Genomic DNA, 14,002 nt, shown 5'->3' on the forward strand with positions numbered 1-14,002 from the left:
TTGCGTCATCGGTTGTCGTCCTCAGGAGTCATCTGCCATGTCTGAACAGACCCCGGCGAGCGCCACCAAGGCCTGGCTCGTCATTCCCTTTCTGTCGCTGATGTTCGTCGCCGGGCTGGCCCTGGTCTATGTCGTCGACGGCGGCCTGACGGTGTCGACCGGCACCGCGGTCGCGGACGAGGTGACACCGCCCGATCCGCTGGCGCCGCTGCACGCCGCGCTGGCCGAGCAGGAGATGCGCTGGCAGGCGCAGCAGCAGCGCATCGAGCGTTTGGAACAGGCGCTGCATGAGCGCGCGCAGCGTGAGGCCGTCGAGACGGAGGTGTTGGAGCGCCGGATCGAGGGGCTGCGCGCGGCACTCGGTCAACGCGTCGAGACCGTCGAGCGCGTCGATGAAGAGGTGGCGCATGCCGGGTTGCTGCGCGACTATGCCGCACTCGGTGCGCGTTTCACCCCGCGTGGCGCCCTGGTGAGTCTGGGCGAGGAGACGCTGCGTTTCGCCCCCGGTGCCGCCGAACTGCCCGAGGGGCCGATCGCGCCGCTGACGGCGATCGCCGAGCATCTGCAGGCGCACCCTGAATTGCAGGTGTTGCTGAGTGGGCACACCGATGCCAGCGGTGATGCGTCGGGCAACCTGGTGTTGTCGCAAGCGCGCGCCGAGGCGGTCGCCGCAGCGCTGGTCGCGCTCGGGATCGAGTCGGCGCGGATGACGGTCGAGGGTGTCGGCTCGAGCGAGCCGCTGGTCGAGGAGATCGATGCCGCCTCGCGCGCGACCAATCGCCGGGTCGAGGTCTATTTCACCCTGCCCGGCGTCGGCGAGGATCGCGACCCGGCGTAAGGACTCAGCCGGTCGCCGCCAGGGCGACCGGAGTGTCCTCATCGAGCGCGGCGATCTCCTCGAGCAGACGGGTGAAGTCGTGCGAGTCCTGGGCAGCGTAGTTGAGGTTCTTCAGTAGCGCGGTGAGCCGGGTGAAGAAGGCGCGCGCCGCGTCCTTGTCGGCGAAGTCGCGCTCGTGGCCGATCAGGGCATCGATCAGCTCGAAGATCTGACGCTGGCGCGTCAGTGGTACCGCCGCGTCGACCGCGTCGAAGGCGTCCTGCTGGAGAAAGGTCATGTCGAGCAGCAGCGCCTGCTGGTAGGTGACGTAGTCTTCGGTGGTCACGCCCTCCTCACCGGTGACCTGCATCATCTGCTGCACCGCCTCGCCCCGGACCAGGAGCTGCTGCATCGCCTCGACCCGACGGTTCCAGTCGGCGCCGAGGTGTTCCTCGTACCAGGGGGCGAGCTGGCCGAGATAGCGCGACCAGGAGATCAGCGGGTCGATCGCCGGATAGAAACGCTTGTAGGCACGGTCGTAGGACAGCCCGAGGAAGCACTTCACGGTGCTCAGGGTCGATTGGGTGACCGGCTCCTCGAAGTTGCCACCGGCCGGCGAGACGGTGCCGATCATGGTCAGGCTGCCGACGCTGGAATCGGCGGTGCGCACCACCCCGGCGCGCTCGTAGACGCCGCGGATCGCCGAGTCGAGGTAGGCGGGGAAGGCCTCCTCGCCGGGGATCTCCTCGAGCCGCCCCGAGGTCTCGCGCATCGCCTGTGCCCAGCGCGAGGTGGAGTCGGCCAGCAGCAGCACCTGATAGCCCATTTGGCGGTAGTACTCGCCGAGGGTGATGCCGGTGTAGATCGAGGCCTCGCGCGAGGCCACCGGCATCGACGAGGTGTTGCAGATGATGATGGTGCGATCCATCAGCGAACCGCCGGTCTTGGGGTCGGCGAGCTGGGGGAACTCGCTGATGGTCTCGACCACCTCGCCGGCGCGCTCGCCGCAGGCGACCACGATCACGATGTCGACGGCGGCGTGCTTGGCCAGCAGGTGCTGGAGCACCGTCTTGCCGGCGCCGAAGGGACCGGGGATGCAGCCGGTGCCGCCGCGGGCGATGGGGAAGAAGGTGTCGATCAGACGGATGCTGGTGGTCATCGGCTCGCTCGGGTAGAGCCGCTCGGTGGTGCGCGTGCGCAGCATGTGCTCGGTGAGCGCGCGGCGCACCGGCCAGCGCTGGATGAGGTCGAGCGAGCGCTCGTGTCCGCGCCGGTCGCGGATGCGCGCCACCGGGGTATCGACGGTGATGCTACCCTCTTGGATCCAGGTCACCTCGACCTCGCCGACCTGGTCGAAGGGCACCATGATCTTGTGGGTGTAGCGTCCCTCCTGGACGGTGCCAAGCACCCCGCCGGCGCGCAGCCGCGCGCCGTGCTGGACTTGTGGGACGAAGGACCACTTACGGTTGCGATCGAGGGCGTCGAGATCGACCCCGCGTGGCAGGAAAACCCCGTGGGTGATGGCGATCTTCTCCAGTGGGTTCTGCAGCCCGTCGTAGACCTCGCCGAGCAACCCGGGGCCGAGTTCGACCGAGAGCAGCTCGCCGGACTGCTCGACCGGGTCACCGACGCTCACCCCGCGGGTGTCCTCGAACACCTGCACGTCGGCGAACTCGCCGCGCACCCGCAGCACCTCGGACTTGAGCCGCTCCCCGTCGCTGCGCTCGGGGCGGATGAACACCACCTCGTTCTTCTTCAGCGGCAGGCGCGTACCGTTGCGCCAGCCGGCCTCGATGGTGGCCAGGCTCTCCTGGACCGAGATCACCCGGGCGGGCGAGTCGGCCTGGACCTGGGGTGTCAGCGCGTCATCCATTGCGGGTTCCTCTTCGGCAAGGTCGGGCGATCGGCGCGGTGCGCTCAGGCCGCCGCCTCGGGGATGGGTTCGACCCCGTCGAGTGCGGTCTCGACCAGGTCATCGAAGCGCGCCAGTGCGCGTTCGTGGTGATAGCTGGTCCAGCGCGCCACCAGGTCCCAGCGCAGCGCGTAGATGATCACCGCGGCGAAGTCGAAGTGATGGCCGTCGTGGCGTCGTTCGAGATGCTCCCAGACCGTCCTCAGCAGCAGTCGCTCGACGCCGATGGCATCGCTCTGGTCGAGACGGCGCGCGGCCTCCGGCAGCCAGGGACAGGCGCGTTCGAGCCGGAACGCCGGTTCGTTCCAGTGGCGGCGCACCTGTTCGGTCCAGCGCCCGTACCCCCAGCGCCGCTCGCTCGGCGGCGGCTCGCCACGGTGGCGACGGCGCAGCGCGCAGATCAGCGTGCGCATCTCCAGTCGCCAGTCGGCGAGGTCGCGGGCGAAGGGATCGGGCAGGGTGGGGATCTGCCGCCGGGCGCGCTCGAGGACGGCCTGGTCACTGCTGTGCGGGTCCTGTTCGGCCCATTCGAGCAGGGTACGCAGGGTGCGCAGGGTGCGCGCATCCTCGGCGTCGAGCTGGGTCAGGCGCTGTTCGAGACGGATGCGCGAGAGCGGTGTCTGGCGCGCGGTGAACAGCGCCCCGTGCGCCGGTAGCGCGCTCAGCAGCATGGCATAACGGTGTGAGTCGGTCATGGCGCCACCCCGCTATTTCACCATCCCCTCGAGGATGGCGCGGAAGCGAGGCTGGAGGTGGGCGAGCAGCAGCGCGGCGACCTTGTCGTCGGTGAGGTCGATCTGCACGTCCTGGTCGCGCAGCGAGAGACGGATGCCCTGGCTGTCGTCGTCGCCGACGCTGAAGGTCACACCCTCGGCGAGCACGTTGCCGGCGATCGAGAGCACGAAGTGCGACAGCGAGCCCTCGCGCAGCTCCAGCGGGTTACGGCGCAGCTCCTCGGGACCGACCAGCGCCTGGGGCAGCTGGATGTCGACCGCCTGGCCGGCATCGATCCCGGCCTCCTCGCGTGCGGCGCGACCGACCTCGAGGATCAGCTGCTGGAGGAAGCTCTGTTGTTCTAACTCGGCGGCGATCAGCCGCTTGACCTCGTCACTGAAGCGATCGGAGAGTTCGGACTTGAGCCGCAGCACGGTGTCGCGCATGGCGATGCGCAGCGCTTCCTCGCCGCCCTTGCGTAGGGCCTCGGCCTCGCGCCGTGCCTCCTCGACGATGGCCGCGGCGCGCTCATTGGCGGCGCGCTCGATCTCGCCGGCCTGACGGCGCGCGGCGCGCTCGATCTCGGCGGCCTGATCGCGCCCGGCGCTCACCCCTTCCTCGCGCAGTCGCGTGATCAGGGTCTCGATACCGGAGGAGGCGAGCCCCTCGGGGATGCCGCTGTCTGTGGTGGTCATCTGTTCAGCTCCCCCCGGTTCAGGCCGGGATGCCGCCGGCGAGCACCAGCGCGAAGACGAAGGCGAACACCGCAAAGCCCTCGACGATCGCCGCCGGGGCCAGCGACAGACCGAAGATCTCGGGCTTGGTCTTGCTCGCGTGGATCGCCGAGGCACAGGCCTGGCCCTGACGTACCGCCGAGAACAGCAGCGCCAGCCCGGCGAGGATGCCGATGCCGAACAGCGCCGGGGCGGTGTCGACGGTGACCTCGCGCTGCAGGGTGAACATGATCACGATGCCGTAGATGACCTGGGAGGAGGGCATCACCGAGATGCCGATATAGCGGCCGTAGCCGGAATCGGTGTCGACCATGGCGCCGATCGCCGCCTGACCGGCGATCGCGCAGCCGATGATGCTGCCGATGGCGCCGAGCGCCATGGCACCGCACAGCCCCGCCCAACCCAGTGCAATCACCAGTTCGTTCATTCGCTCAGCTCCGTCTTTTTGAAGGGCCTGAAGGGATAGCCCTCGCCGGCCAGCGCCCAGTTGTAGAACTCGATGAAGTTCAGACGCAGTCCGTGCACCACGCCGCTCATCAGACAGAGCGCGAGGTTGAGGACATGACCGACGAGGAGGATGAGGATCGAGAGCAGCAGTCCGAGTCCGGGCTGGCCCTGCTGGACGTCGCGCGCCAGCTCGTTGAAGGTTAGCGCGAGCGAGGCCGAGGCCAACCCCAGCGCGAACAGGCGCAGATAGGAGAGCACGTCGCCGAAGGCCTGGGTGACGCGCGCGAGCTGGCGCAGACCGTCGAGCAGACGCAACAGCGCCGAGGTTGGGCCGCGTATCTGACGGTCGCTGCCGAGCGCGAAGAGTGCGATCAGACCACCGCCGAGCAGCCACTGGCCGAGGGTGGCGAGCCAGGCCGGTCCGCTCGGGCCGGTGCCGCTCCACAGCGCGAAGCCGCCGAGCAGGGCGGCGACCCAGGCGAGCGCGATGCGGCGCTCGGCTCCGGGAGCGCTGCTCAGCGCGCGCTCGACGTTGGCCAGCACCAGGTGGAGCACGCCGATTGCCACCGACAGCCACATCATGGTGGCGAAGTCGTCGAGATCGAAGACCCTGAGCTGGCCGAGCAGTCCGTCGGGCGCTGGCGTGACGCCGAAGTAACTCCCCACCAGGATCCCCCAGAGCAGCGCCCCGCCGCACAGCGCGAGCGCGAGCAGGCGCAGCCGTCCCCCGGTCTCGCTGTGCCCGAGTCGGCGCCAGCCGAGCGCCAACCCGGCGCCGAGCACCAAGGCGTAGCCGGCGTCGGAGAGGATCATCGCGAAGAACAGGGTGAAAGAGAAGAACAGCACCCGTGACGGGTCCCAGCTGCGATAGGCCGGCATCTGGTAGAAGCCGACCAGGTCCTGGCCGGCGGCCACCGGGGCCGGATTGTCGAGCCGGGTCGGCGGCTGATCGCTATCGCCCGGGGCCTCGAGCAGCAGCGCGAGGCCGAGTTGGTCGGCCAGCGCCTGCACGCCGGGGCAGTCCTCGAGCGCGACCCAGCCCTGGACCAGGAACAGTGCCTCGTCGTCATAGGTCTGGGCGCGGGCGTAGTTGAGCCCGGCCAGGTCCTCGGCCTCGGCAAGATGCGAGGAGAGCAGATAGATCCAACGGGTGAGCGCGTGACGCTCGGCGATCACCGTTTCGAGTTCGATCTCGGCGCGTTCGAGCCGGCGCGCGACCTCGGAGCGGCTGAGCGCGCCGGTGTGGGTGCGGGCTACCGGCAGGGCGTCGGCCGGCGGTTCGCGCTCGGCGATCACCACCACCCAGGCCTGACGGTGGTCGCGATGGACGATCTGCCAGGGCAGTTCGAGTCGCTCGAGGGCGTCGAGCTGACGCAGCGGCAGGATGTAGAACCACAGCTTGCGTCCGGCGAGCGCCGCCGGCTCGGGGAGGCTGAACTCCCCCCAAGGTTCGAGTTCGGCGAGACGCTGGCGCAGGGCGTCGCGGCGATCGCTGATGTCGCGCAGCCGCTGCTGGTTGTCGAGTACCTGGGCGATGGTCGCGGCGAGGTCGAAGTCGGTCGGCTCGCGGACCTGGCGGCGCTTGTCCGGCACCTCGCGCAGATGGCGCAGCGCCTTGCGCGCCTCCAGGGCGTGGGGCGAGGGCGTGTGCTCGGGCTCGCGCGGATGGCCGCCGAGTTCGACCAGGTGCATGCAGCCGAGCTGCTGGAGCTGCTCGAGCACCGCGTCCTTGTCGGCGGCGAGTCCGGCCAGGGTGACGCGGCGCATCGTCATGATGCTCATGCCAGACCTCCCCGTTGACGCTTGGCCTTGGCGATCTTGGAACGCACCACGGCGGCGCGCTCGGCATCCGAGAGGGCGACGCGGATGCGCTTGATGTGGGCGCGGGTGCGTGGGATCAGCACCTTCTCGAACAGGTTGACGCGCTGGGTGACCTTGCGCACCGCGGTCTCGAGCAGGGTCACACGCTGTTGCTGCAAACGCAGCCGGATGCGCAGTTCGAGCATCTGTTCGAGCCGCTCGACCAGTGGGTCGACCCAGTGCGGGCGGCTCAGGCAACCGTAGTCGGCGCGGGCGAAGTGGACCGCGACGAGGCGGGGCAAGCGCGTGCCCATGCGGTTCTCCTCGTCGATGCGGATCTGCTCGACGCGGACCAGTTCGGCGAGCGGGATCTCCAGGTTGGCGAGCATCGGCAGTCGCTCGCGCACCAAGTCGCGCAGCACCTCGATCTCGTCCTCGAGCGCGGCGCGTTCCTCCTGGGCGCGAGCGCGCTCAGCGAGCAGCTGGCGGCGCTTGAGGTCGAGCGAGGGCAGATAGCGCTCGAAGGTCTGGAGCTGGCGCTGCTGCTTGGCCAGCGATGACTTGCTCAGGCTCAGTCGTGCCATGGCCGCGCTCCCGGGGTCAGGCGACCGCGTCGTGTGGGTCGTCGAGACGGGGGAAGTACTTGTCGATGAGCTGCTGCTTCATCAACAGGTCTGCGGGCTCGAAGCACTCGGCCAAGGTCTGCCAGCAGAGATCGAGCGCGGCCTCGAGCGGCAGGCTGACCTCGATGTTCATGAAGCGCTCACGGAACAGCCGACCGAACCTGAGCAGGCGGTGGTCGAATTCGGAGAGTTCGAAGGCCATCGCCTGTTTCTGCTCGGCGTCGCGAGCGCCGGAGTAGAAACGGATCATGGTGTTCATGATCTGGCCGTGGTCCTCGCGGGTGACCTTGCCGATGACGTGCTGCTTGAGTCGCGACAGCGACCCGAAGGGGTCGATGACGCCATCGTGTAGATAGAACTGCCCCTCGGTGATGTAGCCGGTGTTGTCCGGGACCGGATGGGTGACGTCGTCGCCGGGCATGGTGGTGACCGAGAGGATGGTCAGCGAGCCGCCGTCCTTGTAGTCGGCGGCCTTCTCGTAGCGGCGCGCGAGCTGGGAGTAGAGGTCGCCCATATAGCCTCGGTTCGAGGGGACAGACTCCATCGCGATGCCGACCTCCTTCATGGCGTCGGCATAGGCGGTCATGTCGGTGAGGAGCACCAGCACCCGCTTGCCTTCCTCGACGGCGAAGCGCTCGGCCACCGCCAGCGCCATGTCCGGCACCAGCAGCCGCTCGACCACGGGGTCGGAGGCGAGGTTGACGAACATCACCGTGCGGGCGAACACGCCGGCATCCTCGAAGCGGCGCAGGAAGTAGTGATAGTCGTCGAAGATCAGGCCGAGGCCGCCGAACACCACGATGTCGGCGTCGGCCTGGATGCCGATGCGCGCGAGCAGCTGGTTGTAGGGCTCGCCGGCGACCGAGAAGATGGGGATCTTCTGGCTCTCGACCAGCGAGTTGAAGACGTCGATCATCGGCACGTCGGTGCGGATCATCTTCGAGGCGAGCAGGCGGCGCGCGGGGTTGGCCGGCGGACCACCGATGTCGAGCTTGGGATCCTGGGAGAGGTCGGGGGCGGTGTCGAAGGGCTCGCCGTCGCCGCGGAACACCCGCCCGAGGATATTGGCCGAATAGGTGACCTGCATCGGGTGGCCGAGGAAGCGCACCGAGGCCTCGGTGGACAGCCCCTTGGTGCCGGCGAAGACCTGCAGCGAGACCAGGTCGCGGTCGATGCGGATGGCGCGCGCCAGCGAGCTGAAGCCGCCGCCGGGATCCTCGACCAGCGCCAGGTCGTCGAAGGCGACACGGGTCTGGGTGTTGCCGCCGCGAGTCGGGACCCTCACCTTGAGGATGTCACCGACGATTTCGACGACCTTGGAGTAGCGAACCAGGGTTTGGGTCACCTTGAGGGTCTCCGTGCTGGTCTGGCGCGGGGCGGGTGCCTCGGGCCTGCTCGTCGTCGATGGTATCAGCATCGTCTCGATGGCTCCAGCTGGCGGCGGCCCGCCCCGCGCGCGCGCGATGGCTCTGGAATGCTTCATCCAAGGCTCTCAGCGCCTCGTGTTTTTCTTGTCGAAACATACGTCTGTAGACGCCAGGGCCGGTTTTTCACGGTCTGCTGTCGGGTGTGTTCGGGCAGACGAGTGGCGCCTCTCCAGGCTTGACAAGCAAGGTGCCGGACGCCAGAAACAGGTGAGCGACCCTGCTCCTCGGGGCGAGATTTAACAAAGGGGTCTGACTTTAAGGGTTGGCCAGGGCGTATCCTGCCGAGAGACCGGGGTGGGTGCGCAGTCACCGAGGGCGCGTCACGCGTTGACTGGGGTGGACGACATCGCGGGCGTGCGGTGTGGAACAAGTCGTCGGAGACGAACATCACGTTGACGACCCGGGCGTGCGCGACACCCGACAGTCCGTCGTGACTGGCGATGGGTGCGCGAGTCTTGCAACAACGGATCGAGCGATTTCCGACGAGTATCCATGGCATGGCTTTTTCGACTTGGCGAGCGCGGGGCCCGTAAGTCCGCGGACGTCGAAGCCTTTTTCGAGAACCTGGTGCGTCAGCTCCCCGACCCCACCTGGGTCAAGGACCTGGATGGCCGCTACCTGTACTGCAACCCTGCCTTCGAGCAGCACTTCGGGATCACCGCCGAGCAGGCGATCGGGTGTGCCGATGCCGACCTGTTCCCGTCGGGGTTTGCCACCGCGCTCGGCGAGCAGACCGCTGCGGTGCTCGGTGAGGGGGGCGAGTCACGCCGCGACCAACGTCTCGAGGGGGCCGAGGGTGGCGAGTCGCGCTGGTTCGAGATCAGTTGTGCGCTCTTGTGCGATGAGCGGGGGCGGCGATTCGCGCTGCTCGGCAGCGCGCGCGATGTCACCGAACGTCGTCGTGCCGCCGAGGCGGCCTGGGATACCGAGACCCGGTTCCACGCCTTGTTCGAGCAGGTCGAGGCGATCTCGGTGCAGGGCTACGATCGCAACCGCCGGGTAATCTACTGGAACCCGGCCAGCGAGGTGCTCTACGGCTATCGCCCGGCCGAGGCGCTTGGCGTCAAGCTCGAAGACCTGATCATCCCCGAGGCGCTGCGCCACTACGTGATCAGCGCCGTCGACTCCTGGGTCCACGGTGCTCCGGTTCCCCCGGCCGGGGAGATGACTCTGCGTCGCGCCGACGGCTCGCCGGCGCACGTCTTCTCCAGTCACGTGATGTTGCGCGGTCCGGACGGCGAGCCGCAGATGTATTGCGTCGATATCGACCTGAGTGAGCGCAAGGCCGCCGAGGAACACATCCGCAAGCTCTCCCTGGCGATCGAACAGAGCCCGGAGAGCATCGCCATCACCGACCCCGATGGCACTATCGAGTATGTCAACGAGGCTTTCGTGCACAACAGCGGCTATGCCCGCGAGGCGCTGATCGGCGCCAACCCGCGCATCCTCCAGTCGGGGCGTACGCCGCGCTCGGTCTATCGCGATCTCTGGGCCACGCTGGCCCGTGGCGAGGTGTGGCGCGGCGAGTTCGTCAACCGCCGTCAGGATGGCAGCGAATACATCGAGATGGCGGTGATCGCGCCGATCCGTCAGCCCGACGGGCGCATCACCCACTATGTCGCGGTCAAGGAGGACGTCACCGAGAAGAAGCGTATCGCCGAGGAACTCGAGCGCTATCGCGACCATCTCGAGGAGCTGGTCGCGGCGCGCACTCGTCAGCTCTCCGAGGCGCGTGAGCGCGCCGAGGAAGCCAGCCGGGCCAAGAGCGCCTTTCTCGCCAACATGAGCCACGAGATCCGCTCGCCGATGAACGCCATCCTCGGGTTGACTTACCTGCTCGGGCGCGAGATGGCAACGCCGCAGCAGCGTGCCACCCTGGCCAAGATCAAGGGGGCAGCCAATCACCTGTTGTCGATCATCAACGACATCCTCGATGTCTCCAAGATCGAGGCCGGTAAGCTCACGCTGGAGAACCACGACTTCGCCATCGCCGAGCTGTTCAACCAGGTCGAGGCATTGGTCCAGGCGCAGGCCGCGGCCAAGGGGTTGGCGCTCGACTGCAAGGCCGAGGGACTGCCGGCGGTGCTCCATGGCGACAGTACGCGACTGCGTCAGGCACTGCTCAACTATCTGGGCAATGCGATCAAGTTCACCCACGAGGGCCGCATCCTGCTGCGTGCCGAGGTCCTCGAGACCCGTGGCAGGCGACTGTTGATCCGCTTTGCCGTCACCGATACCGGGATCGGCATCGAGTCGGCCGATCTCAAGCAGCTGTTCCAGCCCTTCACCCAGGTCGACAATTCCGCCACCCGTCGTTATTCGGGCAGTGGACTGGGGTTGGCGATCACTCGCCGGCTGGCGCTGATGATGGGAGGGCAGACCGGGGTCGAGAGCGTTCCCGGCAAGGGCAGCACCTTCTGGTTCACCGCCTGGCTCGGTCAGGCCGAGAATCAGGATTTGGTCGAACTCGGCATGCCGTGCGAGGAGGCGGACGCCGCGGCGCGGCTGAGCGAGCAGCACCGCGGTGCCCGGATCCTGCTGGTGGAGGACAATCTGGTCAATCAGGAGGTCGCCGCCGAGATCCTCAAGGACGTCGGGCTGGAGGTCGACGTCGCCAACAATGGTCGCGAGGCGGTGACCATGGCGCGGCGCGTTCACTACGACCTGGTCCTGATGGATCTGCAGATGCCCGAGATGGACGGGCTCGAGGCCACCCGACGGTTGCGTCGATTGCCAGGCTGGGAGGAGCGCCCGATCATCGCGATGACGGCCAATGCCTATGATGACGACCGGCGCCGTTGCGAGGCGGCGGGGATGAACGGCCATGTCTCCAAGCCGGTCGACCCCCAAACCCTCTATGCCACCCTGCTCGACTGGCTCTCGCGCACCATGACCCGGACACCGAGCACTCCCGCGCCGAGCGGTGTTGTGCACGGAGGGGCGGAGAGGCGCGAGGAGAAGGTCGCCACCGGCGACGTCCTGGAGCGGCTCGCGCAGCTCGGTCATGTCGATCTGAGCTTTGCTCTCAGGAGCCTGCATGGCAAGCGCGAGGTCTATACGCGATTGGTCGGCATGTACGCGGAGCATCATCGCGAGGATCTCGCCCGGCTGCGCCAGGCGTTGCAGTCGGGCGATCGCGATCAGGCGCGGCGGCTCGCGCATGCATTGAGCGGTGTCGCCGGGACCCTGGGGTTCGTCGAGTTGCAGCGGTTGTGCCGCACTCTCGACGTCGCGCTGCGCGATGAGACCGAGATCGAGATACTCGAGGTGTCGCTGGCGCGCGCCGAGGTCCTCCAGGGGCAGCTGCTCGCGGCGATCGTCGCCGCTCCCGAGCGCGGCTGAGTTCGACCGGAGCGCCGCGGCGAGCGCTCAGCGCTGTTCGGTGAACACCGTCAGCAGACGTCGGGCGAGCAGGGTCAGCCCGACGATCAGCGCCAGCGCCAGGGTGAGCAGCAGGAACTGCTCGGGACCGGCGCGGCGCAGCAATGCCATCAACCCCTCGGCGAACACCGCCATCGCCGCCACCCCGGGCAGCATGCCGATGAGGGTGCCGATGGCGTAGTCGCGCAGGCGGATGTGCGAGGCTCCGGCGAGCAGGTTGAGCAGGGTGAAGGGGGCGACCGGGACGATGCGCACGGCGATGATGGTGAGGATGCCGCGTCGCGCCAGGCGCTCGCTGAGACGGTGGATGCGCCCGCCGGCGAGCCGGTCGACGGCGGGTCGGCCGAGATAGGCGCCGAGCCCGTAGGTCGCGAGCGCCGCGAGCAGCGAGCCGAGCAGGGCATAGCTGGCCCCGGCCAGGGGGCCGTAGACCAGCGCGGTGACCAGGATCAGCAGGGTCACCGGGATCGCCAGCAGACTGCCGACGACGAAACCCGCAAGCACCAGCGCCGGCCCCCAGGGGGCGTGGAGCTGATCGGTCAGTTGCGTGGCGAGCTGCTGTGGGTCGAGTGATTCGCCCACCCCGCTCCAGCGCCAGAGGATCGCCAGCGCAGCGAGCAGCGCGACCAGCGCGATCCCGAACCTGAGCCGGCGCCGCGCGTGCGGCAGGTGACGACGCCCGACCACGGCATCGCCGACATCGAGGACGTTGAGCGGGCGCTTGGGGTCGATCAGCCGCTCGTCGGGGAGCTGGCGCTTCCATTCCGGGTCGACGGCGCCTTCCAGCGGGGTCAGGGTATTGCGCCCCGGGGGGATGTCGGCGCGGATCGATTCGATCGCCCCGATCAGTCCACCGGCCTTCCGTTCGGCGCTTGCCAGGTGTTGCGGCTCGCAGCCGAGCAGGTTGCCGATGAGTTCGCGGCGCAGCGCGGCGATACGCGCCCGTCCCTCCTCCTCGCCGACCTCGAGACAGAGATCGCACTCGGTATCCAGCCCCATCGATCGATTGCTGAGATTGGCCGATCCGACCCGCAACCAGCGGTCGTCGACGATCGCCAGCTTGGCGTGGACCATCAGGCAGCCGCTCTCGAGGCCGGGAACCTCGGGGTGGTAGACGCGCAGTCGAGCGTGCCGGTCGGCCTCGCGCAGGCGCTCGAGCTGACGGGCACGAAGAATGTCCATGGTGTGCTGTTCGAGCCAGGCGCCAGTCTCGTGTGGCAGCACGATCACCACCTCCGGGCCCTGCGTCTCGCCGAGGCGTTCGCACAGCGCGCTGCACAGGGTGGTCGAGGTCAGGTACTGGTTCTCGAGATAGATCAACCGCTCGGCGCGTGCGAACAGCGCCAGATAGAGCTGCTCGACCTCGCGCACCTCCTGCTCCGGCGCTTGGTTGTCGCGCGCCGGCTGCTGCGGCCGGGTGCGGACGATGGCGCAGGGCTGGTCGTGCAGCAGCGCAGCGACCCCTTCGGGCCAGGGGTCGTGCTCCGGTGGTGGGCTCGGCGCGGGCGTCTCCTCGCCGCAGCGCGCCCAGCGCGTGCGCGCCAGCTCGGCGAGCGCGCCGGCGCTCTCGCCGTCGACCATCAACTGCAGGTCGTGGAAGGGCGGGTAGGGTTTGCCGTCGGGGTCGCGTCGGCGGGCGTCCTCGGCCTGGTGCGCGCTGCTGTCCCAGCGCCATTTGCCGAGGTCGAAGCCGCCGCAGAAGGCCAGTGCGTCGTCGATGACCACCAGCTTCTGGTGGTGACTGGCCGCCAGCGGATGATTGTCATCGAGGGCGAAGTGCAGGCGAGGGTGCTGGCGCCAGGGGTGGATGCCGAAGAGCAGCGGTTCGCGCTCGAGCGCGTAGATCGGCGCATAGTCCCAGAGCAGGATCCAGGCCTCAAGCCCGGGGGTGCGTTCGAGCAGGGCATGGAGCAGCTCGCCGAGTCGGGTCGGCAGCCCGTCGCCGGGGTCCTCGCGCACCAGCTCGAGCTGACTGTGCAGGTCCCAGCCGAGGATCAGGATGCGATGCCGGGCATCGATCAGTGCCCGGCGCAGGGTGGCGAAGTAGCGTTCGCCATCGATCAGTGGAGCCAGACGGCGGGTGCCGGTGATCTGCCAGCAGGTCTCGCCGGGTATCAGCACTGGGTTGGGCGCGTGACGTTCCATCG

Annotated in this window: 10 protein-coding genes; 2 read left to right on the forward strand and 8 right to left on the reverse strand. The window is 68.4% G+C overall.

Annotated features, from left to right (window positions below; genetic code table 11):
• Positions 1–37: 37 nt before the first annotated feature.
• Complete coding sequence (locus MARPU_RS16600) at positions 38–838, forward strand: OmpA family protein (protein WP_005224591.1); 801 nt, start codon at positions 38–40, stop codon at positions 836–838.
• A 4-nt stretch (positions 839–842) separates the two neighbouring features.
• Here MARPU_RS16600 and MARPU_RS06770 read toward each other — a convergent pair whose 3' ends face one another.
• The 7 genes from MARPU_RS06770 to MARPU_RS06800 are packed head-to-tail and all read right to left on the reverse strand — an operon-like array spanning position 843 to position 8,392.
• A complete protein-coding gene (locus MARPU_RS06770; RefSeq protein WP_005224592.1) occupies positions 843–2,690 on the reverse strand; it encodes a V-type ATP synthase subunit A in 1,848 nt (615 codons plus the stop codon).
• A 44-nt stretch (positions 2,691–2,734) separates the two neighbouring features.
• Complete coding sequence (locus tag MARPU_RS06775) at positions 2,735–3,424, reverse strand: hypothetical protein (RefSeq protein WP_005224593.1); 690 nt, start codon at positions 3,422–3,424, stop codon at positions 2,735–2,737.
• A 12-nt stretch (positions 3,425–3,436) separates the two neighbouring features.
• The gene (locus MARPU_RS06780; protein ID WP_005224594.1) at positions 3,437–4,138 is read right to left on the reverse strand and encodes a hypothetical protein; all 702 of its coding nucleotides are present in this window, start codon (positions 4,136–4,138) and stop codon (positions 3,437–3,439) included.
• Positions 4,139–4,157: 19 nt separating this feature from the next.
• Positions 4,158–4,604 carry an ATP synthase subunit C gene (locus tag MARPU_RS06785; protein WP_005224595.1) on the reverse strand — a complete coding sequence of 149 codons (447 nt, stop codon included), beginning with the start codon at positions 4,602–4,604 and terminating at the stop codon, positions 4,158–4,160.
• Positions 4,601–6,406 carry a V-type ATP synthase subunit I gene (locus tag MARPU_RS06790; protein ID WP_005224596.1) on the reverse strand — a complete coding sequence of 602 codons (1,806 nt, stop codon included), beginning with the start codon at positions 6,404–6,406 and terminating at the stop codon, positions 4,601–4,603. Before MARPU_RS06790 ends, MARPU_RS06785 begins: the two co-directional genes overlap by 4 nt.
• The gene (locus MARPU_RS06795) at positions 6,403–7,008 is read right to left on the reverse strand and encodes a V-type ATP synthase subunit D (protein WP_005224597.1); all 606 of its coding nucleotides are present in this window, start codon (positions 7,006–7,008) and stop codon (positions 6,403–6,405) included. Before MARPU_RS06795 ends, MARPU_RS06790 begins: the two co-directional genes overlap by 4 nt.
• 16 nt (positions 7,009–7,024) lie before the next feature.
• Positions 7,025–8,392 (reverse strand): V-type ATP synthase subunit B, encoded by a 1,368-nt coding sequence (locus MARPU_RS06800; RefSeq protein ID WP_005224598.1) that lies wholly within the window; start codon positions 8,390–8,392, stop codon positions 7,025–7,027.
• A gap of 574 nt (positions 8,393–8,966) precedes the next feature.
• Here MARPU_RS06800 and MARPU_RS06805 point away from each other — a divergent pair.
• Positions 8,967–11,816: a PAS domain-containing hybrid sensor histidine kinase/response regulator gene (locus MARPU_RS06805; RefSeq protein WP_005224599.1), complete on the forward strand. Its 2,850-nt coding sequence runs from the start codon at positions 8,967–8,969 to the stop codon at positions 11,814–11,816.
• Between the two features lie 27 nt (positions 11,817–11,843).
• Here MARPU_RS06805 and MARPU_RS06810 read toward each other — a convergent pair whose 3' ends face one another.
• Positions 11,844–14,000: a VTT domain-containing protein gene (locus MARPU_RS06810; protein WP_025275168.1), complete on the reverse strand. Its 2,157-nt coding sequence runs from the start codon at positions 13,998–14,000 to the stop codon at positions 11,844–11,846.
• Positions 14,001–14,002 lie beyond the last annotated feature (2 nt).

Origin of the sequence: Marichromatium purpuratum 984 (genome assembly GCF_000224005.2) — a bacterium.
In the GTDB taxonomy this organism is placed as follows: domain Bacteria; phylum Pseudomonadota; class Gammaproteobacteria; order Chromatiales; family Chromatiaceae; genus Marichromatium; species Marichromatium purpuratum.